The sequence below is a fragment of the Caldicellulosiruptor morganii genome (genome assembly GCF_026810225.1).
Classification (GTDB): Bacteria; Bacillota; Thermoanaerobacteria; order Caldicellulosiruptorales; family Caldicellulosiruptoraceae; genus Caldicellulosiruptor; species Caldicellulosiruptor morganii.
Map to the genome: position 1 here is coordinate 736,428 of NZ_CP113865.1, position 24,076 is coordinate 760,503.

Here is a 24,076-nt window from a genome sequence, read left to right on the forward strand (position 1 = left end):
TTTTAGAGTTTATATGTTCTCATCATATCTGATTACTGACAGAACCTTTTCAACAGCAGGCAGTTTTTCAAGCTGGGATATTTTTTCTTTGAATTCCTCTTCTTTTAGCTCATGGGTTACAAAAGCAAACTCGTTTTCGCCAATTGGTTTGTGAGTGTTAACAATCATGCAATCATTGAAAATAATGGAAACAGCATCTTTTGCTTTTGTGATGTCTTTGTATTTTACTCTTACAAAAAATCTGCATGATGTTTGATTTATATCCAGAACCTTGATATCGCCCGAAATTCCCCATGTGTATACATATGACTTGTCAATGTGCTTAACAATGTCGATTATATCCCCCACAACTGCACTTGCAGTTGGAAGCTTCCCGGCGCCCTGACCATAGAACATCACATCCCCTATTGCGTCACCTCTTACCAGGATTGCATTGAATACATCGTCCACATTTGCAAAAGGACTTTTTTGGAGTATCATAAGCGGGCTTACTCTTGCAAAAACAGTTGTATTATCCAGCTTTTTGCTCATGGCAATCAGCTTTATGGTACATCCAAGTTCCTCAGCATATTCCATGTCCTCTTTGGAAATCTTTGAAATACCTTCTGTATAGATGCTTTCGTAATTTACATAGTGGGAATATGCAATTGAAGACAGAATGGCAATCTTTCTGCAGGCATCATGCCCTTCAATATCATTTGTCGGATTCCTTTCAGCATAGCCTTTTTCCTGCGCTTGCTTTAGAGCTTCTTCAAATGACAGTGAATATTTGTTCATCTGCGTGAGAATATAATTGGTGGTGCCATTCAGAATACCTGCGATTTCGGTTATTTGATTTGCTGCCAGACAGTTCTGCAGAGGTCTAATAATTGGTATTCCACCGCCGACACTTGCTTCAAAGAAGTAGTTGATATTTTTCTCCTTTGCAATCTTTAAAAGTTCAGGACCATGCTTTGCAACAAGCTCTTTATTGGATGTTACAACATGCTTTCCTTTTTCTAAAAGCCTTTTTGTATAAGTATATGCAGGCTCAAGTCCACCAATTGTTTCCACCACAATGGAGATTTCATCGTCATTTAGAATTTTTTCAAAGTCTTTTATGATCAGCTCTTTAGCCGGATGGTCATCAAAGTCGCGAATGTCCAGAATATATTTGATTTTTATTTCATCTCCTGCTCTTCTGGCAATAGACGCTGCATTTTTTGTAAGAACTTCCCATACACCTGAACCAACAACACCAAATCCCATTATAGCTATTTTTACCAATTTTAGTCTCCCTCCTTCTTGAAACTTTTGCATTATTCTCTTCCCAGAATTTCAATCTTTTTGACGCCGTTTACCTTTTCAATTTCCTGAATAAGCTCTTTAACAGACTTTGTCATCTCAGATGTTCTGATGGATATTGTAACAGTTGCAACTCCACCTAATGGAATATTCTGGTTAATTGTAAGTATATTGGCATTTGTCTCTGATATAATGTTTAGTATCTTTGAAAGAATTCCGGGTATATCCTGCAAGACAAGTGCAAGCGTGATTATCTTCCCTCTGGAGCTTTCAAAAAAAGGGAATATACAGTCTTTGTATTTATAAAAAGCGCTTCTTGAAATTCCCACAACTTTCACAGCTTCGTTCACAGCTTTGACCTCACCTTTTTCCAGAAGCTCTTTTGCTCTGATAACTTTTAAAAAGACTTCAGGCAGCACACTTTCCTCAACGATATAGTAAGTGGCGTCTTTTTTCAGCATCAGCTTGTTCACCTTATAAGAACAAATGTCTTTATGGAATGGATTTTAACACAATCTCATCTAAAATTCAAGTATAAAAAGAGATATTTTTAAATTGAATATTATATTCTAAATTGCAATATTAAATGCAACACTTTTTTTGATGAAACTGGAAATTATAACTTAATGCTTTTTTGTATTTTTTGATGGCATGGATTTTATATAAAAAGCCCTTTTGTTTCATATAAGGAAAGAAAAAGAGCTTTTTGTTCTCTTTAAGTGAGTTTGATAAACAGGTATTTTAAAAATATTAATTTTTTTGATATACTAAATATCGTAAACACGAATTTTAATAGAGAAGCAGGAGGATATAAAATGAACCTTAAGGAAAAATTCAGACACGTTTTGAACTTTCCCAAAGAGGGTATAGATTTTATTGATATAACAACAGTTTTGCAGGACAAGGATGCATTCAGGTATGCAATTGATTCTCTGGTAGAGCTGGTAAAAGACCTTGACTTTGACCTTATTGTTGGACCTGAATCGAGAGGGTTTATCTTTGGTGCGCCGGTTGCATATGTACTTAACAAAGGACTTGTACTTGTAAGGAAAAAAGGAAAACTTCCTTATAAGACAGTTTCGGTTGAGTATGAGCTTGAATATGGCAAGGATGTTCTTGAGATGCACATTGATGCAATTCAGCCCGGGCAGAAAGTTGTCATTATAGATGACCTTTTGGCAACCGGTGGTACAACGCTTTCCAACATAAAGCTTGTTGAAAAGCTCGGCGGTAAGGTTGTTGGGATTGCTTACCTTGTTGAACTTACCTATTTGAATGGGAGAGAAAACTTAAAAGGTTATGATGTGAGGTCTGTTGTCCAGTTTGAGTCTTCTTTAATTTAAATTTAAGTATAAAAAAATGGACCAAAAGAAGTGGTCCATCGAGGTGAACTGGTCTTTGGATGAGAAATTTAATCAGCTTATAGAAAAGGTGAAAAAGTACGCAACAGAGGAAGATATCAGCTTAATCAAAAAGGCATATGAGTTTGCCAGAAGACATCATGACGGTCAGGAAAGGAGCTCCGGTGAACCATATATAGTACATCCTTTGGAAGTTGCGTTGATTTTGTCTGACCTTGAACTTGATATTGCAACCATTGTGGCAGGGCTTTTGCATGATGTTGTGGAGGATACCTCTGTTTCGTTACAGCAGATCGAACAGGAGTTTGGTAGTGAGATTGCAAACCTTGTTGATGGTGTGACAAAGCTGGGGAAGCTTGAGTTTACAAGCAAGCTTGAGCAGCAGGCAGAGAACTATCGCAAGATGCTCATTGCAATGGCAAAAGATATAAGAGTAATTTTGATTAAGCTTGCCGACAGGCTTCATAATATGAGGACTTTGAAGTATTTACCACCTGAAAAGCAACGTCAAAAAGCTCAGGAGACTATTGACATATACGCACCGCTTGCTCACCGACTGGGAATTTCAAAGATAAAATGGGAGCTTGAGGACCTGTCTTTGAGGTATCTTGACCCGGAAGGGTATTATGACCTTGTTGAGAAGATTGCCAAAAAAAGAGTTGAGAGAGAAGAATATATCAAAAAGATAATTAATCTCATCTCTGAAAAGCTTAAAGAAGCAAACATTGAGGTTGGTCAGATAGATGGTCGGCCAAAACACTTTTACAGCATCTATAGAAAGATGAGGCAGCAGGGAAAGACGTTAGAGGAAATTTATGATCTTTTTGCCATAAGGATTATTGTAAATTCTATAAAAGATTGTTACGGAGTTCTTGGGATAATCCATACACTGTTCAAACCGATGCCGGGTCGCTTTAAGGATTATATAGCAATGCCAAAACCCAATATGTATCAATCGCTTCACACAACTGTCATTGGACCTGAAGGTGAGCCGTTTGAGGTTCAAATCAGGACCTTTGACATGCACAGGACGGCAGAGTATGGAATTGCTGCTCACTGGAAATATAAAGAAGGAAGAATAAAGTCCACTGATGAAGATGAGAAGTTTGCATGGCTCAGAGAGCTTTTAGAGTGGCAAAAAGAATTAAAAGATGCAAAAGAGTTTATGGAATCTTTAAAAATTAACCTGTTTTCTGATGAAGTATTTGTTTTTACACCAAAAGGCGATGTTATAAGCCTGCCACAGGGGTCAACGCCTATTGACTTTGCATATGCAATTCACAGCGAGATAGGCAACAGGATGGCAGGTGCTAAAGTCAACGGCAAACTTGTACCGATTGACTATGAGCTCAAAAATGGAGATATTGTGGAGATTATTACATCGCCAAACGTACATGGTCCTTCCCAGGATTGGCTGAAGATTGTTAAAAGTCCTCAGGCAAAGAACAAGATAAATGCATGGTTTAAAAAAGAGAGAAAAGAAGAGAATATCCAGAAAGGCAAAGACATATTGGAAAAAGAAATCAAAAAGATGAATCTTCCGCTGCAGTATGCTTTTAAAGAGGATGTGCTGCAGGCGGTTTCACAGCGTTATGGATACAGAACACCTGAGGATATGTTTGCAGCACTTGGCTACGGCGGAATTACTGTTGGGAAGATTGCCCTGAGGATTAAAGAGGAGATAAAAAAGTACATTAAAGAGGATGAGGTTAAAGAAGTTCAAATAGAAGAGAGACCAAAACCGGCAAAAGCTTCTTCTAACAATGGTATTTTAGTAAAAGGTGTTGAAAATGTGCTTGTCAGGTTTGCAAAGTGCTGCAATCCTGTTCCCGGGGATGAGGTTATAGGATATATCACAAGAGGAAGAGGTGTTTCAATCCACAGGCGTGACTGTCCCAATGTTGAACAGTACTTAAAAGAGCCTGAGAGGATAGTGGAAGCTGAGTGGAATGTTACAAAAGATGCCAAGTTTGATGCGCAGATTAATATTCTGGCAAATGATAGAACAGGTATCCTGATGGATATAACAAACCTGCTTGGTGAGAACAGGATTTCGGTAAAGGCAATTCAGGGGAGAACCACGCGTGATAGGATTGCAAACATAAACCTCACTGTTGAGATAAGCTCAATTCAGCAGCTTGAAAAGATAATAAGAAAGCTTCGAAAGATTGACAGCGTATTTGATGTTCAGCGTGTAAAAGGGGGATAAAAAGTATTGAGAGCAGTAATCCAGAGGGTAAAGAAAGCATCTGTTGCTGTGGATGATCAGATTGTTGGAAAGATTGGACGGGGTCTTTGTGTATTGCTTGGTGTAGCCAGCGATGATACAGAAGAAGATGCAAATTACCTTTGCGACAAGATTGTAAATCTCAGGATATTTGAAGATGAAGCGTCTAAATTTAATCTGTCGCTGAAAGATGTCGAAGGAGAAGTTCTGGTTGTTTCAAATTTCACGGTTATGGGTGATGCAAGAAAGGGAAGACGACCAAATTTCATGTTTGCAGCAGACAGAGAAAAAGCAGAGAAGCTTTACAACTATTTTGTGGAAAGGTTAAAAATGCTTGCTGGCAGGGTTGAGTGTGGAATCTTCCAGGCTCATATGGAAGTTGAGATTGTAAATGATGGTCCTGTGACAATTCTGCTTGATAGCAAAAAAGTTTTTTGAAGTTTTTGTTTTATAAAAGTAGAGGGGGTAAAGAGTTTAAATGTTTTTTAAATGTATTGAGGTTGGGGATGTCTTGACAAACTGCTATGTTTTTGGTGAAAAGGAAGTTGTAATAATTGACCCGGGGGATGATGCAACAAAGATAGAAAGTGTGATTGTAGAGAATAATCTTGTACCATCTGCAATCCTTCTTACTCATGGTCATTTTGACCATATTCTGGGCTGCCATTACCTGAAACAGAGGTTTAAGATTCCAATCTGGGCGCATGAGGATGAGAGAGTCGTATTGATGACACCGAATTATAATCTTTCATATATGGTGGGAAATGAGACAATAATAAATTGTGATGGATATTTCAGAGATGGCGATATACTTGAGTTTGGAAGCTTTAAATTGAAGGTTATTCACACACCCGGTCACACACCTGGTTCGAGCTGTTTTTTGTATGAAAATAGTATCCTTTTTTCGGGAGATACACTTTTCAAAGATTCGTTTGGAAGAGGCGATCTTCCACTTGGTGACGAGAGGCAAATTTTTGAGTCTATAAAGAATAAACTTCTGATTTTACCGGGTGATGTAAAAGTCTATCCGGGTCACGGGATTCCTACAACAATAGCCCAGGAGCTTAAAAATTTTTGAAAGAATGAATAAAAATCCAACTTATAGCTAAAAAGAAGCTATAAGTTTTTATTTTATGTTTTACAATGACATGTTTGAAAAAAGGGGAAGTTCAAAGTTGAAGATTACATACTACTCAAACAGCCAGAAATTTTTATATGATTTTCAACATATAATACGCGCATTTTATCCAGGCGTAGAGATAAAGTTTGGAAACGGTGGAGATGTCCATTTTGAAGCGCTGTTTGAAAACTCTTTTGTTACAATAAAAGCAAAAAAGGCCGGAAAAGAGATTTTGGTCAGAAGTTTTATGCTGACAGATGATGAGCATGAGTCAAAAAAGATATTTGGTAGAAATCTTTACGATGTTTTAAAGGCTTTGACTGGTAAAGAACTTCCATGGGGTATTTTGACGGGGATAAGACCAACCAAGATTGCATACCCGCTTGTGGAGGCCAAGCTTTCAGCCGGGGAAGCCTGTGAGTATTTGCAAAGAGAGTATTATATAGCTAAAAAGAAAGGGCTTCTTCTTTTTGAGGTTGCTCAAAACGAAATTGATGTTTTAAATAAGGTTGATCCTCTTGCAGCATGTTTGTATATTGGAATACCCATTTGTCCCACCAAATGCCTGTACTGCTCATTTTCTTGTAATGAACTTAACAGGGAGACTGAGTCACTTTTAGACCTTTATACTCAGGCGCTTTTGACAGAGCTTGAAAGAACGTATGAAATTATTGAGAAAAATAAAAATAGGATAGTTGCCATCTATTTTGGCGGGGGAAGTCCGGCAATTTTGGGTGCCGGAAATATAAAAAAGATTTTTGAAAGTTTACTTGCCAGCTTGAACAAAGAGGATATTCGCGAGATTACGTTTGAGGCAGGAAGGCCGGATACTATAGATCAAAGTCTTCTGGAGCTTTTATCAGTTTACAAAAGGGATTTTAATATGAGGCTTTGTATAAATCCGCAGACATCAAATGACAGAACGCTTCAAATAATAGGCAGAAATCACACATTTGAGGATATTAAAAGAGCATTTGAGCTTGCCAAAGAATATGGATTTGAGAACATAAACAGCGATGTGATTCTGGGGCTTCCAAATGAAAGTGAAGAAGACTTTCAAAAGACAATTTATGATGTGCTGAATTTAAATCCTGCTTCAATTACAGTTCATACACTCTCAATTAAACGCGCAAGTCTTTTGAGGTTCAGGTGGCAGGAGTACCGGTTTATGGACGAAGGTACAGTAAACAATCTTCTTGATTGGACAAAGTCCATCTTGAGCGCTGAAAGGTATATTCCATATTATATGTACAGACAGAAGAACATGATAGGCAATTTTGAAAATGTTGGGTATTCGAAAAGAGGTTTTGAAGGGCTTTATAATGTTATGATAATGCAGGAGAGGCACAATATATATGCTTGCGGTGCAAAGGCTGTTTCCAAATTCGTATTTGAAAATGACAGGATTGAAAGGGTGTTCAATCCTGCTGATATACAGCTTTACATCTCGCGAATTTTAAATGTTTAAAAATATGGTTGGTATGGGCAAACTTTTAGTAAATTTTTCAAAGTATTGTAAATACAAAAGAAAGGATGGTATAAAGTTCATGATAAAGACCATGATAGTATTTGGTACAAGACCTGAAGCCATAAAGATGGCACCGCTTATAAAAGAACTTCAGAATGATTCAAACTTTGATGTCAGGGTATGCGTAACAGCTCAGCACAGGCAGATGCTTGACCAGGTTCTGGAGATATTTGATATAAAACCTGATTATGATTTGAATATTATGAAGCACAATCAAAGTCTTTATTCTGTAACAGCCGATGTTATATTAAAGTTCGAGGAGGTTTTAAAAAAAGAAAAGCCAGACATTGTTCTGGTGCATGGTGACACAACCACAACATTTGCATCAGCTCTGTCTGCTTTTTATTATAGGACAAAGATTGGGCATGTTGAGGCAGGGCTTCGCACTTTCAATAAATATTCACCATTTCCGGAGGAAATGAACAGAAAACTCACGGCAGCCCTTTGTGACGTTCACTTTGCACCCACAAAAAGGGCAAAATTGAATCTGTTAAAAGAGGGGATTAAAGAGGAGGACATTTTTGTAACAGGAAACACAGTGATTGACACGTTAAAATATACTGTGCAAAAGGATTACAAATTCAGAGAGCCAATTTTAAACCGGATTGACTACACAAAAAAAGTTATAACACTTACAGCTCACAGGCGGGAAAATTTTGGAAAACCGCTTGAGAACATATTTGAAGCAGTGGCAAATTTAGCCGACCAGTTTGACGATGTTCTTTTTGTATACCCTGTTCATCTAAATCCCAATGTTAGGGATGCTGCAGAGAGGATTTTGAGAAATCATCCACGAATTATTTTGATAGATCCTGTTGATGTTGATGATATGCACAATCTCATAGCAAGAAGCTATCTTGTCCTGACAGACTCGGGTGGGCTTCAGGAAGAGGCGCCTTCTTTGGGCAAGCCGGTTGTTGTTTTGAGGGACACAACAGAAAGACCTGAAGCAGTTCTGGCAAACACAGTTAAAGTTGCGGGGACAGATAAACATAATATAGTTGATGTGGTAAAAAGACTTTTGACTGACGAAGAAGAGTACTCTAAAATGGCGCATGCGATAAATCCTTATGGTGATGGGTTTGCCTCAAGGAGGATAAAAGATGCGCTTTTGTACTATTTTGGTTACAGGAAAGAAAAGCCAGAGGAATTTAAAGGAAGTGATCTGTATGTGTGAATATCTTTATGAAATGTTGTAATTGGCCGATTTTATCAATATGAAAAAATAAAAATGGTTAAATTTTTTATTTGCAGGGTGGGGTATTTTATGAACAGGATTTTCAAAAAAATTATTGTGATTTTATGTATTGTAGGGCTTTTCATATCAAACCTTGATTTTAGCGTGCAGGGATTTTCTCAGACTCTGAGTTCCTGGTTAAATTTGATGGTAATGCGCGATAGCAATGGGGTTTATATGATAACAAAAAATTCCATTACTGTAAAGTGGAATGCAATCGAAGATGCTGCAACCTACCAGGTAAGTGCTGCTTCTTCAAATACCCAGATAGATTTTTCAACAGTTACTGCCAATACATACTGTGATGTAACGGGTTTAAAACCAGCAACAGTTTATAAATGTCTCTGACCCTAACAATCCAAAAAAATCAGATTTTTCACTTGTATTTGTGGGAACAACAAAGCCTGTTGTGACATTGATTGTTCCACCCGTTGATGATAATTTTGTAACAAAGGTAGAGTCTGATGTGAGCAGGATTACAATCTATACGTATCAGGATAAGCTTTTGGAAGATGTGCATTCAAGTGTGTATGACTTTGTAAGAAATAGCCAGGAGTTTTTAAACTATCAGAGTGTTGAAGAGGCGGTATACTATCAGGTGTACGTTTGTAAATCTACATGGGATGAAAGCAGAGTTATCAAATTTTTTGAGATTTCAAGTAGCAGCTTGAAGAATGATGAAGGAAAGATTGAGATAAACGGTCTTGAGGCAAATACTGTTTATTACATCAGATTTAAAGTGAGAGTTTCTCTTTTTGACAGGGATTATTTTTCAAATTTCAGCAAAGCATATGTTGCTGCAACAAAGCCCCAGCAGGTACCACCGGCAATCTCAAGACCTGAGATTCCCAGAAACTTTATGATAGCACCAGAGGATGGAGCTTTGAGCCAGACATCGGTGAAATTGAGATGGGATACAAAGCAAAATCAATCCTATGTGATTTTGCAGACTTTCAGGCTTTTAGAAGATAATAGCTTGAGCTTGGATGATACAATCAGATATTTTACAAATACTTTAAAGCAAAAAGTTGAGATTTATTCTCAGACATCTTCGGGTGGTTTTGTAGTAGACAGAGTTGTATATGATGTATATTCTCAGAACGCTTCTGTTGGCGCAAAGATTTATATAAATGTAAAACCTCCCTGTACTTTTACAAACCTTGCACCAAATACACTGTATTACTTTTCAATAAAGGCAATTGAGAATGATATGGAGTCTTACTGGGGAAGTATAGCAGTAACAACATCGCCTATTGAAAAACCTGAAAATTTGATTGTTGTATCAAGAGACTCAAGCGGACATGGTATTAGTATACAGTGGCAGGCAAACCCCTCTTATGGCTACCAGATTTTTGTCAAAACGGATACAGATACTGTATTTTCAATGGTCTACTCGGGGAATATCTCTCCTTTTTCAATAATTGACTCAAAAACGGCAATTTTCAGGTTTTATATTGGAAATCTTAAATCCAATACCCTTTACCATATAAGAGTAAGAAGTATTCATATTCCAACAGGTAAAGTATCTTTGTTTGCCGAAACCTTAGCAAGGACGTTGTTCAATCAAAGTGATTTTGAAGATGAGCAGAGAAAGTTAAAAGAGCAGGAGGAGAATAGAATTAAAGAAATCCAAAATCAAAAACAGGTAACCGTTGTTTTAGAAAATAGCCCGGATAAATACTACCTGTATGTAATTGACCAGAATGCCCAGGATGAAATACAAAGGGTTTCTGCAGGTGAATTTGTCATTGACTTTACAAAGGCGGCATACAGCAGTGCAAAAGCTCAAGCTCAGTTTTCATATAAAGTAGCTGATTTGCTCGAAAATGCAAAGAAAAACCTTGTTTTGAAATACAAAAACACAATCATAAAGATACCCGCAGGAGCTTTAAATGTGCCCGAGGTTGAAAGCCTTTCTAAAAGATATAATATTGACAAAACGGGTATATTGCTATTTGCAGAGATGAAGATTATAAATGCTTCCCCGCCGCCGGGCTATGAATTAAATTCAGAGATTGTAAGCTTTAAATTGACAGCCAGATACTATTATAACGATGATGTGGTTATTTCAAATTTTGTAAAGCCTGTAAGCATTACAATGTTTTACAATCAATCAGGCATTGATCAAAACCAAACAAGGGTTGTGTATAGCTTTTCGGATAATGTCTTTATAAATAATTTTGATACAGACAAATTGGCAAATAGAATAGTATTTAATACCAACAAAACAGGAGCATATGGAATTTTGAAAACTTCAGTTTCGTCAGCTTATACAAATAGCAGATACAGAGATGATATAGTTTATCTTGCACAGAAATACGAACTGACCGGTTTGTACACCAATTTTTCACAGATTTTAACCCAGGAATATGCAGCACAGCTATTGAAAAAGGTGTTTTCTGTGCAGCCAGAAACCATAAAAAACGGAAACCTTACCCGACAGGAAGCAATATATCTTCTTGCAAGGGTGTACGAAGCAAAGAAGAGTACCTCGGTTGATAACATTTTGATTACAAAGACAACCAGTTTCAATCCCGATGGAAGGTACAAAAAGTATATCCTGGCTATGCTATCAATTGGTATTTTGGATGCAGATTTGAATCCGGTGGAGTATATACCTGTAGATGAATTTGTTCATTATATTGCTGCTGCCGAAAAGATTTTGAACAACTAAGAAATGGATTGGGTGATTGAGCATGAAGATGTGTGCAAAGAAATTGTTATCTTTACTTTTGCTATTTTCTTTCATCTTTTCTTTAATGCCTGCTTGGGTGTTTTCACAGACCATTGTTCTTCCTGCACCGTCGCAACTTACAATTGAAAGGCAAAATAATCTGCCAAGGATGGATGTCGGAGATGATGGGACAATTACCCTGTACTTTTCCTGGCAGTATTCTTATACTGATTTTGACTACTTTGAACTTTATTTGGGGGATGACCCCAGCAAGTTTACCTATAGCTATACAATTTATAAAAGTGATCCAAACCTCACACAGGCAAATGCACAGAATTATGTCTATAAGGTTCAGGGACTGCCAAACGGGCAGAAGATACCAAGCGGTACAATCTTTTATGCCAAGGTAAGAGCAGTGAAAGTCCTTCAGCAGCAAACAGGAAATATCATGTACTATTCTCCCTATTCAAATATCACCGTTTTTTTAACTCCAATATTTGTGGAAGCGTCAACATCATCAGAAACCTCAATTGACATTGTGTGGGACGATGTTTACTATTCAGGCAAAAGAATTGATTATGACATATATGTTTCAAAAGACATAAGCTTTACAACACCCACAAAATACCAGATTGATGGTGATAGAATTACACTCATGCAAAGCCAGAAACCGGGCGGGCGTGTGGATATTTTACCAAACAGGAAATTAAAGTACACCGCATCAAATCTTGCACCAAGCAGCCTTTACTATGTGAAGGTATTGCCAAGAAATTTGCCCTCAGAGGTGATCTGGAGAGACCCTCAGACCTATACTCCTCCAAATCCAAAGGTGATTGGTGAGGCAGCAACCTATATTCAAGCGGAGGCGCAGAGGATTGCAGACAATGTGGTGTGGCTCAAATGGGCAAAAGTTAGTATTGCCGTTGGTAATGACTATGAAGTATACAAGGGCAGCAAAGATCAGGTACCCACTTTGATTGGAACTGTGTCAACAAATGAATTTTTTGCAACGGTTAATATTACCGACGATGTGTTTTTCAGAATTCAAATTGATGTGATTGACGCATTTGGGCGAAAAGTGTCAATAAGATCACCGGATTTGTATGTTCATCCATACACACTGCCATATGCTCCGCCTGCCGCAGAAGATTTAGGTGCTTTTCCAAAAAACCAGGATACCATAACTTTGCGATTTAAGGTACCTTCGGATAAAGAAGTTGTATATGATTTTTATTACAAAAGGTATCTTGACACAAATGCAGATTTTACACTGTACCTTTCCAATTACCAGATGACAGATGCTGATATTGAAAAAGATAGCAACAACATTCCTACAGGCTACTATAAGTTTGATATTACTGGTCTTGAGAAGAATACTGTGTATGTTCTAAAAGTGGTTGTGAAGAAGAGATTTTTTGATTATGAGTCGGGGAATTTTATCTATAAAGAATCAACGCCTGCTCTGGCAATTTCATATACACTTTCAGGGGATATTACACCGCCAACAACCCCAACATCACTTTCTGTTGTGTATTCTACCTATGACAGTGTAACACTTTCATGGCTGCCAGTTTACATTCCGGGTACTCAGCCACCTGTAGTTGACCAGAGTATCTCATATGAGGTAAATTTTGCATTTTATCAGGACGGTATGGACATTTCAAATCCAGAGAGTTTTGATGCATCGAGTTTGCAAAAAGCAATACTTTCAAACCCTCAGATTGATTCAAACGGGAAGGTCATTTACAAAATAGGAGGATTGGAGTCAAATACGCGATATGTGTTTTTCATCAGGGCAATCAGAAAAATAGATAACAAAGATTATTATTCACTTCCTTCAAATGTAGTTATGGCAACCACATTGCCAATATATGAGGAGCCTGTTCCTTCAAAACCGCCGATTGTCGAAAACCTTAGCGTGGTTGCAACCACGTATAACACAATTACACTTTCATGGCAGTATATACCCAGTGTGTATTTTGAGATTCAGATATCCGAAGACATCAAAAATGCAAATGGCTGGCGAACGGTATCTGATTCTTTCAAGCCTTCTGTAAAAGAGATTGACTATCAGATGGGGATTTGTTATTTCACAGCCACGGGATTAAAGCCGGATACGCTGTACTATTTCAGAGCAAGGTCTTTTGTGGTGAAGAATAATCAAAGAATATACTCGGACTATTGCAGTCCTGTGTTTGCAAAGACGCAAAAGATTCCCCCACCGCAGACACCAATTGCATTTGGTATAAAGGACTATGGAAAAGACTATGCTGTTTTTGTATGGGAGCTTGCAGAAACAGGGAGAAGATATATGATAGAGGTTGCCGATAACATTTCTTTTACAAACTCACAGAAGTTTACAACTGATATAGATGCTACAGAATACAGAGTTGAAAGGTTAAAACCAAATACCAGATATTATGCAAGGCTTTTTGCAGTTTCATCAGATAACCAGATGTCGCAGGCAACAGATATCATATCATTTGTGACAAAAAAGGATGTTAGCGAATACACAGGTGTGTTTGAACCTACGGAAGATACCACACCGCCTTTTATTATAACCGAGGATGTTCAAAATAACACAATGACCATTGAGATAACCTATAAATATGTTAATACCTCTTTGGATTCAAAACCGGTTGTTATTGATTTTACAAAAAGGACAAACGCCGGTATTGGCAGGTTTGTATTGAAAATAAGATATGATGTTCTGGGCGCGCTGATAAGATTGAATAAAAACTGTCAGGTTGTTTTGGATGGGGCGAGTGCAGAATTTGGCTTTGATAGCCTTTATGTGGATGAACTAAAAAAACTTTCAATTTCTAATTTCTCACCGGGCAATCTGTATGTTCAGCTTTCTTTTGAAAAAAGCAATGAAAAGTTTGTTCAGGATGCTATTTCAGAAGTCTATGACATTAAATTGCTTGTGTTAACATCAACACAGAAAGTTGGCGCTGGCAGTTTTAACCTTCCGATAAACTTTACTCTTATAAACAGGGAGCCATGGTCCTCATTTATACCCTATGAATTTGATATTTTGAATTTGAACTGGAAGATAGCAGATGCTTATAAAGTTTCAGGTGATAAAAAGTATATTACATTTGTGCTGAAATCTCCACATGCAGTTGTGATTACAAGAAAGAGTTTTTACAACGACATTATATCAAGCAGCTATGCAACAAAGTTATATAATTTATTCCAGAAAATACCTTCCGATGATTTGGGTGCAAGTATAGGCATAAAAAATCCTGTGGGAAAACTGGAACTTGCTTCATTTTTGGTTTACTTTGCACAGAAGAAGAGACTTTACAGGTTTGAAGTCATAAATGAGTATGTGCAAAAAGCATATAAAGCAGGAATAATTAGCAGTATTGATGACAATTCGTATCTTACAAAAGAGGCTGCTATTGACATGCTGGTTAAGTTTTATGAGGTTTACACCGGTGATGAGATTGATATCAGCAATGTGACATGGAAAAAACCTGGTGTTGACAGTATGTATATGAATTCAGTAATAAAAGCATATAAAATGGGATGGCTTTTTGACCATGTGACATTTAACCCCAAAGAGACTGCCACAAGAGAGTACATCCTGGCAGTATTTTATCAAATGATTCAGGGGATATACCAGTAAGAAGTGAGGGGGTGTTTGAATATTGAAGAAGATCGTTGCTATTCTTTTGTTTGTGCTTTTTATATTTTCTACAGTTTCGGCTTTTGCAGCTGATGTTTGGTGTAAGGTTGAGTACTACTACAATGGCACAAATTATACAAAAGTTACCCTTTACTCCAAAAGCAACAAGACATATTATGTAAAAGGGTTTACAAGAGATTCGGATAATCAGGTGAGCATATATTTTTCAGATAAAAAAACTTTTAGCTCTGAAACAAATACAGTTCTCATACCGCAGAGTATGTTTCTCATGCCTGTAAGAGTGATACTGGTAAACTCAGATGGCTCTTTATTGTTCAGTGATATTAAAGATTCACCTTACAAGGATTCTATTTTGTACCTTGCGAGTATTGGGAAGATTGATGGCTACAAGGACGGGACATTCAAACCCAAAAAGAGTATCACACGTCAGGAGTTTGCAAAACTTATGGTCAGTGTATTTAATATACAGGTGAAAAAAGACATTACCAGATATTCCTTTGCAGATATAAAAGACTGCTGGGCAAAGAATGAAATTGAGACACTGGCCAAGATGGGGGTAATTGCTGGTATCAAGGGAAAAAATGGTGCACTGTATTTCAAACCACAGGATGGTATAACCTGCGAACAGGTAATTGCGATTTTAGGGAGGTATTTAAAATTGAAGGCCACTTCAAAAAAAGATTATAAATCATGGGCAAATGAGTATATAAATGCTTTTGTTGATAATAATATTTTAACCGAAAAAGAGGTGGCAGGATTAAGACTTAATATGCCTGCAACGCGCGAATGGATTGCTTATGTTTTGAGCAAAGCTGTGTTAAGGTAGAAAATTAGACCAGAAGAAAAGGGTATTGATAAAAACCAAAATGGGTGTATAATTATAACGTATGTTTATAAAAAAATTATCGAAAGGGGCTAAAATACAGAGTATAAGGGGTTAGCAAAAATACTTATCGTTGCAATGTTTATGGTTGCGTTTTTGGGTGGTTGTGGCTCAAAAAACCAGAACCTTTCTACGTTAGAAAAGATAAAACAGAGTAAAGAGTTTGTGATTGGTATGGACAATACATTCCCGCCTATGGAGTTTGCAGATGACAACAACAATACAGTTGGTTTTGATGTTGACCTTGCAAATGAGATAGCTAAAAAGCTTGGAGCAAAACTTAAAATTGTTACAGTTGACTGGAGTGGCATTCAGAGTGCTCTTAAATCCAAAAAATTTGATGCTATAATTTCATGTTTTAGTATAACAGAGGAGAGAAAGAAATCGTTCAATCTGGCCGGTCCTTATCTTTACATTCGCCAGGTTATTGCTGTTAAAAAAGGTGATAATTCTATCAGGAATTTTGAAGATTTAAAGGGTATAAAAATAGGAGTTCAGGCAAACACAACAGGTGACAATGCTGTTCAGAAGATGAAGTTTATAAACTATGAAAAAGATGTAACAAGGTATGAGAGAATTACTGATGCTTTTAACGATTTGGACATTGGGAGAATAAAAGCTGTTGTAATTGACAGTGTTGTTGCATATTACTACAAAAAACAAAATCCTGAAAAGTTTGACATAGCACCGGCTGAGCTTGAAAAAGAGCCTGTTGGCATTGCACTCAGAAAGGAAGACAAAGACCTTTATGAAGAGATTCAGAAGATTTTGAACCAGCTAAAAGAAGATGGGACAATAGCAAATATATCAAAGAAATGGTTTGGCGAAGATATTACCAGGTAAATAGAGGTAGCAGAAATTGGCTGAAAATGTCATAATAAAGTACTTTCCTGTGCTTTTGAAAGCAAGCGTTGTTACAATTGAACTTACTGCAATTGCAGTAACAATCGGGCTTGTTTTTGGACTTATTGCAGCGCTTTTTAGAATTTCGAAGCTAAAAGTTTTAAACTTAATAGGAAGCTTTTACGTCTGGCTGTTTAGAGGCACCCCGCTGCTTTTGCAGATATTTTTCATTTACTATGGTCTTCCCAAAATTATTCCGGCACTCACACTGCCAGCTTTCTTAGCGGGTGCAATTGCTCTTATTATCAACTCCGGGGCATATACAGCAGAAATCATAAGAGCAGCTATTTTGTCTATTGACAGAGGTCAGTATGAGGCGGCAAAAGCGCTGGGTATGACATATCTTCAGACAATGAGATATGTGATTATGCCACAGACATATAAAAGGCTTATACCACCTATTGGCAATGAATTTATTGCACTTTTGAAAGACTCATCGCTTGTCTCCACAATAGGCATGGTTGAGCTAATGCGTGCAGCACAGCTAAAAGCGTCTCAAACAGGAAGGGATGCAGAGATTTATATTGCTGCGCTTATCATTTACCTTGCGCTTACCACAATTTTTTCGACCATATTTAATTGGCTTGAAAAGAGGCTGGGGAAATATGAAGGACAATGAAATGACAAATAAGAAGATGATAATAGCAAAAGACATTGTCAAATATTTTGGACATAATCTCATACTGGACAGGGTATCTTTGGAAGTTGACAGGGGAGAGGTTGTAGTAATTATTGGACCGTCGGGTTCTGGCAAGAGCACATTTTTAAGATGTCTTAACCACTTGGAAAGGATTAATTCGGGATACATTGAGGTTGATGGATTTGTAATTGAAGACAAGGGACTTCATGAAAAGCACAAAAAACACAGCCCGAAGGAAATAGCAAGGTTTTGTTCACAGATAGGTATGGTATTTCAGCGATTCAATCTTTTTCCTCACATGACAGCGCTTGAAAATGTCACAATTGGTCCTATTGTTGTAAATAAGATGAAAAGAGAAGAAGCAATAGAAATTGGTCTTGAGCTGCTTGAAAAGGTGGGACTTAAAGACAAAGCAAATTCATACCCTGCCCAGCTTTCCGGTGGGCAGCAGCAGAGGGTTGCAATTGCAAGAGCTCTTGCTATGAAACCCAAAGTTATGCTTTTTGATGAGCCAACCTCAGCTCTTGACCCGGAGCTTGTTGGTGAGGTTTTGAATGTCATGAAAGAGCTTGCAAATGAAGGTATGACAATGCTTGTTGTAACCCATGAGATGGGGTTTGCCAGAGAGGTTGCTGACAGAGTTGTGTTTATGGACAAAGGCAGGATAATTGAAGAAGGGCTACCTGAAGAAATTTTTACAAATCCAAAAGAGGAAAGAACAAGGCAGTTTTTGCAAAAGATATTGTAAAAATTGGATTTCTACTGTATTTGCTTTTGATGGGGCTGCTTTTGAAAATGGCAGCCCTTTAAATATGTAAACAGTAAAATTTTCATATGAAAGGAAGAGAGCTATCAAGTTGAGTGCAAGAAAAAAGATTCTGGCAGATGCAATACTCCTTTTTATTACAATGATCTGGGGAAGTTCGTTTGTCCTTATGAAAAATACAATCTCCCAGCTTCATCCTCTTGCATTTCTGACATTAAGGTTTTTACTGGCATGGCTTATTATTTTGCTGATATTTCACAAGAATCTTAAAAATTTAAAAATAAAAGAGATGGTTTATGGGAGTTTAATAGGTTTTTTTCTTTTCTTGGGAATGGCTTTGCAGGTTGTGGGATTAAAATACACGTATGCTTCAAAGTCGGCATTTATAACAGGTTTGACAGTTGTTTTGGTACCTATTTTTGCAGCGATTGTTGAAAGAAGGATTCCCAGGGCAAATGTCATGGTTGGTGTGATTTTTGCTTTTACCGGGTTGTACCTCTTAAATGGTGCTAAGCTATCGCAATTTAATTTTGGTGATTTTCTAACCCTGCTTGCAGACTTTGGATTTGTTTTTCAGATAATATTTATTGATATCTTTACATCCAGAGAGGATGTGAACCCGGTTAATATTGCAATATTTCAGCTTATGAGTGGTGCAGTTTTGTATATTATTTTCTCTGCTGCATTTGGAATAAATCCTTTAAATATCAAGCTTACATTGGATTCAGTATTTACGATTCTTATCACAGGGGTACTTGGGACGGCTCTTGCTTTTACTGCGCAGGTATTTGTTCAAAAGTACACAACACCAACCCACACAGCTTTGATATTTTCTGCTGAGCCTGTGTTTGGTGCAATATTTTCAGCAATAATTCCTTCTGTAGCAACTCACACAACTGAAATTTTACCTTTGATTTCTTATGCAGGATGTGGTTTAATCTTAATTGGCATGATCATAGCTGAACTAAACCCGGATAAGAATCTTGATACGGAGTTGAGCTGAAAAGATGGAGATAGTTTTTCTTGGCGGTGCAAAAGAGGTTGGAGCTTCCAGTGTTTTAATAAAGGCTGGTGGAAAAAACATTCTGGTTGACTCAGGTATAAGGATGAAGGAGGACAAGCTTCCCAACTTGCAGCTTCTTCGTGAGCTTGGTGGAGCGGATGTTTGTCTTATTTCACATGCGCACCTTGATCACATAGGCAGTCTTCCTCTTATAGCAAGAGAGTATCCTAATATATTTTTCTATACCAATCAGCCAACAAAAGATCTGGTGAAAGTGCTTTTGTATGATAGCTTAAAAATTATGGATTCAAAAGAAGATGAGATTCCAATATATGCAGAAAAGAATGTTGAGGATTTACTTGACAGAACAATTACCTATGGTTTTAATTACACATTTGAACCCATAGAAGGGATAAAGGTTACTTTTTTCCCTGCGGGACATATTCTTGGAGCATCCATGATTTTTATTCAGACCCAGGAAGGTAGTATACTCTACACAGGCGATTTTTCCACTGACAGGCAGCTTACTGTTGACAGGGCTTCTTTGCCCAAAATCAGACCGGATATTGTGATTTGTGAATCAACATATGGTGACAGGCTACACACAAACAGAAGCTATGAGGAGGAAAGACTGTTTAATAGTATATTCGAGGTTGTTTCAAAAGGAGGCAAGGTTTTAATTCCTGCTTTTGCAATTGGAAGAGCTCAGGAGATAATTCTAATTTTGAGAAATTACATGAGAAAGAAAAAGGTAGAGTTCAATGTATATATTGATGGAATGGTAAAAGAGGTTATAAGGGTCTACAAAAACAATCCCACATTTTTGTCTTCAAGATATTACAAAAAAGTGCTGAAAGGTGAAGATATATTTTTATCAGATACCATTAACGTAGTATCTGACAAAAAACAAAGAGAAGAGATTATATCTTCATCAGACCCCTGTGTTATAATCTCAAGCTCAGGAATGTTAACCGGTGGTCCTTCTGTATTCTATGCCGAAAAATTGGTGGAAAATCAAAATGTGCTGATTGCAATTACAGGGTATCAGGATGAAGAGTCGCCTGGAAGAAAACTTCTTGAGCTGACCGAGCTTTTGGAGAGTGAAAGAAAGATTGAACTAAATGGCAAGGAATATGAGGTAAAGTGCAGAGTTGAAAAGTACGGGCTTTCTGCACATGCAGACAGGGATAGTATCTTAGGATTTTTGGCAATGCTAAAACCCAGAACTGTTATTTTTGCTCATGGGAGCGATGAGGCCATTTCACAGATTTCAGATATGGCTGTAAAAGAGCTTGAAGCAGCAATTTTTGTTCCTCAAAATGGAGAATTGAATACAGTTTTGATTGAAAAACCAAGAAGACAGCTATCATTTTTCAATGTTAAAAAGCTGAGCAATGATGAAACTTTGAATGAAGAAAATATCAAGAGCCTCTGGGAGTACCTTCTTGAAAACAGACAGGAAGCAAATCATATCACAGCAGAACACGCAATCATGATATGGAATGGGAAACAGTTTTTAGAGAGGGATGAAGTAAACAGGGTATTTGAACTTTTGAAATCCTGCCCGTACTTTGAGCAAAATCCACGCAAACCTTATCTTTTCAAAATTCTATCTAAAGCCGAGGTTGAGGAAAAGCTCAAGCCAAAGCCTATGGAACAGAACAGGATGAGAGATCTTGCTTTTGAAATGTTTAAAGATTACGGGCTTTACAAGGTTGGTATGGATACTGAAAAATTTTCTGTAACTTTTTATTTCAACTTTCCTTATATAGCAAATAAACTTGAGGATAAAATAAAAGAGTTTGAAGAAAAGACTCTGTGGAAGGTAGAGGTAAACCCAAATGTAAATTTGACATATGTCCAAAAATATATAAGTGGGTTGTTAGAAGAAAAAGGTGTAAAGCTGCTAAAATTTTCCTACAATCCTGTGATAAATGCTGTTGTAGTAAGACCAAATAAAGAGCTTGATTCGATGAAAGATATGTCTTCTGAATTTTTCAAGCAGACTGGTATTGAGCTTATATTTGATATGGAGAAAAAAGAGGATGAAACAGCAAAAACACAGAATAAAGACAGGATGGAACAAAACAAGGCTTTACTTTTGATAGACCTGTATTTTGAAAATGAAAAGGACAGGGTTTATAAAAAGAGCATAAAAGAGAGTGGAAAATACATTGAACTTTCATTTGTAACACCATTTGTTGCAGAAAAGTACAAAGAAAAGCTTGGAGAGCTTTCACAAAAGACCGGCTGGGAAATAAGAGTTTCGCAAACAATAAACCAGGTTGAGATGGTAAATATCCTGAAAGATATTTTGGCACGCTATAGCATTGACCTGGTAAAAAATCCAAGTATTTATCCTGCAGCAAGAGAAGTTAAGGTGAAGCTGGCAGAAGAAATTTCCAAAGACATTGCAGATAAAATTGCAAATGAATTTTTCGAAAGAACAGGGTTTAATTTGAAATTTAGCTAATGTTTGATTATAAACTTTCATACGTTAAGACACACATATACAACAAGGCTTTTAGAAGCAAATGAGCATCCTAAGGTTGTACAAGAGCTTTTAGGGCATAGAGACATCTCAACAACTCTAAATATCTATTCCCATGTTATGCCGGAAATAAAGAAGGCTGCTGCAATGAAGTTGAACAATTTATTTGAGGATGTAATAAAGACAAAGGGTAATCACTCCTAAACAGGTGGAGTAATTACCCTAATTTTTTACAGTTTCTTGGGTAGCTGTAAGGTAGCTGTAAAAAAGCATTTGTAATATTATTCCAAATCTCAAAACCCTTGAAAATGAAATGGCACGCCCGGGGGGAGTCGAACCCCCGACCACAGGATTCGAAGTCCAAAAATGTAAGCATTTTACACAAAACTCAGTTAACAAGCCATATCCACCAATACGCTTTAAAAATTTACCACTGGACTTTTTGGACTATTGCTTATGAATTACAAAGTCCATTGGTTAGTAAATAATATAGTAACAAAAAAAGTAATTAGTCAATACCAATTTTTTGTTCGCTATATATGTAAACAATTTTGCAATTAGAGAATACAACCCAAAATTTATGCTTTATAGATTTTTCTTCCTTTTGTTTTTAAGAAGCCTCTACAATGAACAAAAAATAGTTTGGGAATATAAAAATATTACCTTGCCTTTTAGATGTGGCTTATAAGCAACGGTATAAAAGGAAATGCTGATAAACTTTGGATAAGACACTTTGTATTTTGCAAGCTTTTTGATTTGACAAAAAATCAAGATAAAAAGCAATTAGACAACAATTTTCTGTTAGCAGAAGTTTGCAAGGACCTCGCAATTTGCGATTCCCTTATGCATTGTAAATGAAATTGCAACTATAAATGTTAGCATTTATTAGCATTGTCATTTTAGATAGAGAGAATCAGCTTTTTCACCACGTTTTTGATTTTGCTTTTGTAACTGCTGCCATACTTTTGGACCATTGAAAGATGTGAAAGACACAAAACAAAGTAGTCTTTTTCAATTGGATAGGACAATACATCCCATCCTAATTTGTTTTTTTAAAATTGCTTTTGACCAAAGAATCGGTGACCGGAATTGAATTCCGCCCATCAATTTGTTTTTTTTAAAAATTGCTTTGACCCCCCTCGCGTGTTTACTTGTCGCAGGTTTTTGGAGGTGGACCCGCCGGTCTTTGGCTGGGTTCTCTAAATTCAAGGTAGGGGGATATATTCTTTTACTGCTACACCTAATTACTCGAAAAATACTATAATTAAAGAGTAGCTTATTATTACATTTTTTATATGTCTTCAGAAGTACTTAACCCATCCCACGGATAAAATTCTTCTCCACAATCACTACAAAGCCAGCCTTCCCATTCATCGCTGCTATACCACCTAAAAGTTTGACCGCAGCGTGCACATAATCTGTTAGGAATAAGATTCCCCATTCCTAAGGTTACACGATTTGACCATTCAATTATGTCATTCTCGATTGATACATAGGCTATAAAATGAACTTGTCCTGATTCTTTTAAACATGGCAAACAAACAAAACCTTTTTGATTCCCATTTTCAGCAAACACAAAATCTTTACTGCCACATACAGGGCATTTTGCATTTAGGGAAGATTGCAGTTTCTCAATTTCCCATTCTCTTTGTCCGCATTTTGCAAACATCGTGAAAAGTTTTAGTGTGTTCTCGTCAGGATGTTTTTTGTTAAACTCTTGCGAAAGCCTTTCAATCATAGCCCAGAAATGACCTTCTTTGCTGCAAAGCTGCTTTTCATAAGCCTTCTTTTTTAGCTTTGCAAAGTAGGAAGGCTTTTGCTGGGCAGCAAGTTCTCTTATCTCAAGTTCAGTCATAAGTCTTATTGTGTGGTTTACTTGCTTACTGCCTTTAGTTATCTGGTTGACTTGGTTTACATAGTCTGCTTGTTTTTGAGAAGCTGCTGCCAGCGATGTTACGGCAGCAACACCAACATTACATTCAGGTTTTTTAGTATCTTCAATTAGGGAAAGCCATTCCCATGGATGCATATATAACACCTCGCTTGTAGTTTTATGCAACTGGGGAAATTTGCATAAATACAAAATCACTTTTTCTCTATTAGAGAGAGTTATATAACTCTCTCTTTTTATTTTAATTTTAATTTTACCCGATTTTATGCCTGCAAACTCTTGTCCTATCTGCATTTACCATTTTCTTCCCTGCGATTTTTTGCAGGTATATACTGCGATTTTTCATAGGTATATACTGCGATTTTCTGTAGGTACATACTGCAATTTTCCCAGCTGATTCCAGCCATGTTTTA

General features: G+C 37.0%; 19 protein-coding genes and 1 pseudogene. 16 read left to right on the forward strand and 4 right to left on the reverse strand.

Annotation, left to right across the window (positions count from 1 at the left end; translation table 11 throughout):
* Positions 1-9 precede the first annotated feature (9 nt).
* Both OTK00_RS03485 and OTK00_RS03490 read right to left on the reverse strand, forming a co-directional pair.
* Complete coding sequence (locus OTK00_RS03485) at positions 10-1,266, reverse strand: homoserine dehydrogenase (RefSeq protein WP_045169068.1); 1,257 nt, start codon at positions 1,264-1,266, stop codon at positions 10-12.
* Between the two features lie 32 nt (positions 1,267-1,298).
* Positions 1,299-1,745 carry an ACT domain-containing protein gene (locus OTK00_RS03490; RefSeq protein WP_082054613.1) on the reverse strand — a complete coding sequence of 149 codons (447 nt, stop codon included), beginning with the start codon at positions 1,743-1,745 and terminating at the stop codon, positions 1,299-1,301.
* Positions 1,746-2,099: 354 nt separating this feature from the next.
* Between OTK00_RS03490 and OTK00_RS03495 the strand changes: the two genes are divergently transcribed.
* From OTK00_RS03495 to OTK00_RS03570, 16 genes and pseudogenes are all read left to right on the forward strand, one after another.
* A complete protein-coding gene (locus OTK00_RS03495) occupies positions 2,100-2,627 on the forward strand; it encodes an adenine phosphoribosyltransferase (protein ID WP_045169069.1) in 528 nt (175 codons plus the stop codon).
* A 16-nt stretch (positions 2,628-2,643) separates the two neighbouring features.
* On the forward strand, positions 2,644-4,854 hold the full coding sequence (locus OTK00_RS03500; protein ID WP_045169070.1) for a RelA/SpoT family protein: 2,211 nt from the start codon (positions 2,644-2,646) through the stop codon (positions 4,852-4,854).
* A 6-nt stretch (positions 4,855-4,860) separates the two neighbouring features.
* The gene (dtd, locus tag OTK00_RS03505; RefSeq protein ID WP_045169071.1) at positions 4,861-5,310 is read left to right on the forward strand and encodes a D-aminoacyl-tRNA deacylase; all 450 of its coding nucleotides are present in this window, start codon (positions 4,861-4,863) and stop codon (positions 5,308-5,310) included.
* 40 nt (positions 5,311-5,350) lie between these two features.
* On the forward strand, positions 5,351-5,950 hold the full coding sequence (locus OTK00_RS03510; protein ID WP_045169072.1) for an MBL fold metallo-hydrolase: 600 nt from the start codon (positions 5,351-5,353) through the stop codon (positions 5,948-5,950).
* 97 nt (positions 5,951-6,047) lie between these two features.
* Positions 6,048-7,460, forward strand: coding sequence for a coproporphyrinogen dehydrogenase HemZ (gene hemZ, locus OTK00_RS03515; RefSeq protein ID WP_045169073.1), 1,413 nt, complete (start codon positions 6,048-6,050; stop codon positions 7,458-7,460).
* 79 nt (positions 7,461-7,539) lie between these two features.
* On the forward strand, positions 7,540-8,697 hold the full coding sequence (gene wecB / locus OTK00_RS03520; RefSeq protein ID WP_045170117.1) for a non-hydrolyzing UDP-N-acetylglucosamine 2-epimerase: 1,158 nt from the start codon (positions 7,540-7,542) through the stop codon (positions 8,695-8,697).
* A 90-nt stretch (positions 8,698-8,787) separates the two neighbouring features.
* Entirely contained in the window at positions 8,788-9,105 is a 318-nt protein-coding gene (locus tag OTK00_RS03525) for a fibronectin type III domain-containing protein (RefSeq protein WP_052670858.1), read from the forward strand.
* A 40-nt stretch (positions 9,106-9,145) separates the two neighbouring features.
* Positions 9,146-11,431: a fibronectin type III domain-containing protein gene (locus OTK00_RS03530; RefSeq protein ID WP_052670860.1), complete on the forward strand. Its 2,286-nt coding sequence runs from the start codon at positions 9,146-9,148 to the stop codon at positions 11,429-11,431.
* 22 nt (positions 11,432-11,453) lie between these two features.
* Positions 11,454-15,065 (forward strand): fibronectin type III domain-containing protein, encoded by a 3,612-nt coding sequence (locus tag OTK00_RS03535; RefSeq protein ID WP_045169074.1) that lies wholly within the window; start codon positions 11,454-11,456, stop codon positions 15,063-15,065.
* A gap of 22 nt (positions 15,066-15,087) precedes the next feature.
* A complete protein-coding gene (locus OTK00_RS03540; protein WP_241765465.1) occupies positions 15,088-15,912 on the forward strand; it encodes an S-layer homology domain-containing protein in 825 nt (274 codons plus the stop codon).
* Positions 15,913-16,053: 141 nt separating this feature from the next.
* Entirely contained in the window at positions 16,054-16,812 is a 759-nt protein-coding gene (locus OTK00_RS03545; protein ID WP_241765466.1) for an ABC transporter substrate-binding protein, read from the forward strand.
* A gap of 16 nt (positions 16,813-16,828) precedes the next feature.
* Entirely contained in the window at positions 16,829-17,491 is a 663-nt protein-coding gene (locus tag OTK00_RS03550; protein WP_045169078.1) for an amino acid ABC transporter permease, read from the forward strand.
* Positions 17,478-18,260: an amino acid ABC transporter ATP-binding protein gene (locus tag OTK00_RS03555; RefSeq protein WP_307188830.1), complete on the forward strand. Its 783-nt coding sequence runs from the start codon at positions 17,478-17,480 to the stop codon at positions 18,258-18,260. The genes OTK00_RS03550 and OTK00_RS03555 overlap by 14 nt, the downstream gene beginning before the upstream one ends.
* 109 nt (positions 18,261-18,369) lie before the next feature.
* Positions 18,370-19,281, forward strand: coding sequence for a DMT family transporter (locus OTK00_RS03560; RefSeq protein ID WP_052670862.1), 912 nt, complete (start codon positions 18,370-18,372; stop codon positions 19,279-19,281).
* 4 nt (positions 19,282-19,285) lie between these two features.
* Complete coding sequence (locus OTK00_RS03565) at positions 19,286-21,754, forward strand: MBL fold metallo-hydrolase (RefSeq protein ID WP_045169080.1); 2,469 nt, start codon at positions 19,286-19,288, stop codon at positions 21,752-21,754.
* Between the two features lie 9 nt (positions 21,755-21,763).
* A pseudogene (locus OTK00_RS03570) lies at positions 21,764-21,976 on the forward strand (tyrosine-type recombinase/integrase); the annotation flags it as partial.
* Between the two features lie 695 nt (positions 21,977-22,671).
* Here the strand turns inward: OTK00_RS03570 and OTK00_RS03575 are convergent.
* Positions 22,672-22,800, reverse strand: coding sequence for a hypothetical protein (locus tag OTK00_RS03575; protein ID WP_268760832.1), 129 nt, complete (start codon positions 22,798-22,800; stop codon positions 22,672-22,674).
* A gap of 263 nt (positions 22,801-23,063) precedes the next feature.
* Positions 23,064-23,957 (reverse strand): hypothetical protein, encoded by an 894-nt coding sequence (locus OTK00_RS03580; RefSeq protein ID WP_241765467.1) that lies wholly within the window; start codon positions 23,955-23,957, stop codon positions 23,064-23,066.
* Positions 23,958-24,076: the final 119 nt, after the last annotated feature.

Bases quoted from the DNA above. Each gene is read 5' to 3' on its own strand.
- OTK00_RS03490 (WP_082054613.1), bottom strand. From the start codon at position 1,745: ATGCTGAAAAAAGACGCCACTTACTATATCGTTGAGGAAAGTGTGCTG.
- OTK00_RS03495 (WP_045169069.1), top strand. From the start codon at position 2,100: ATGAACCTTAAGGAAAAATTCAGACACGTTTTGAACTTTCCCAAAGAG.
- OTK00_RS03500 (WP_045169070.1), top strand. From the start codon at position 2,644: ATGGACCAAAAGAAGTGGTCCATCGAGGTGAACTGGTCTTTGGATGAG.
- OTK00_RS03510 (WP_045169072.1), top strand. From the start codon at position 5,351: ATGTTTTTTAAATGTATTGAGGTTGGGGATGTCTTGACAAACTGCTAT.
- wecB (WP_045170117.1), top strand. From the start codon at position 7,540: ATGATAAAGACCATGATAGTATTTGGTACAAGACCTGAAGCCATAAAG.
- OTK00_RS03525 (WP_052670858.1), top strand. From the start codon at position 8,788: ATGAACAGGATTTTCAAAAAAATTATTGTGATTTTATGTATTGTAGGG.
- OTK00_RS03535 (WP_045169074.1), top strand. From the start codon at position 11,454: ATGAAGATGTGTGCAAAGAAATTGTTATCTTTACTTTTGCTATTTTCT.
- OTK00_RS03545 (WP_241765466.1), top strand. From the start codon at position 16,054: ATGGTTGCGTTTTTGGGTGGTTGTGGCTCAAAAAACCAGAACCTTTCT.
- OTK00_RS03555 (WP_307188830.1), top strand. From the start codon at position 17,478: ATGAAGGACAATGAAATGACAAATAAGAAGATGATAATAGCAAAAGAC.
- OTK00_RS03565 (WP_045169080.1), top strand. From the start codon at position 19,286: ATGGAGATAGTTTTTCTTGGCGGTGCAAAAGAGGTTGGAGCTTCCAGT.
- OTK00_RS03580 (WP_241765467.1), bottom strand. From the start codon at position 23,957: ATGCAGATAGGACAAGAGTTTGCAGGCATAAAATCGGGTAAAATTAAA.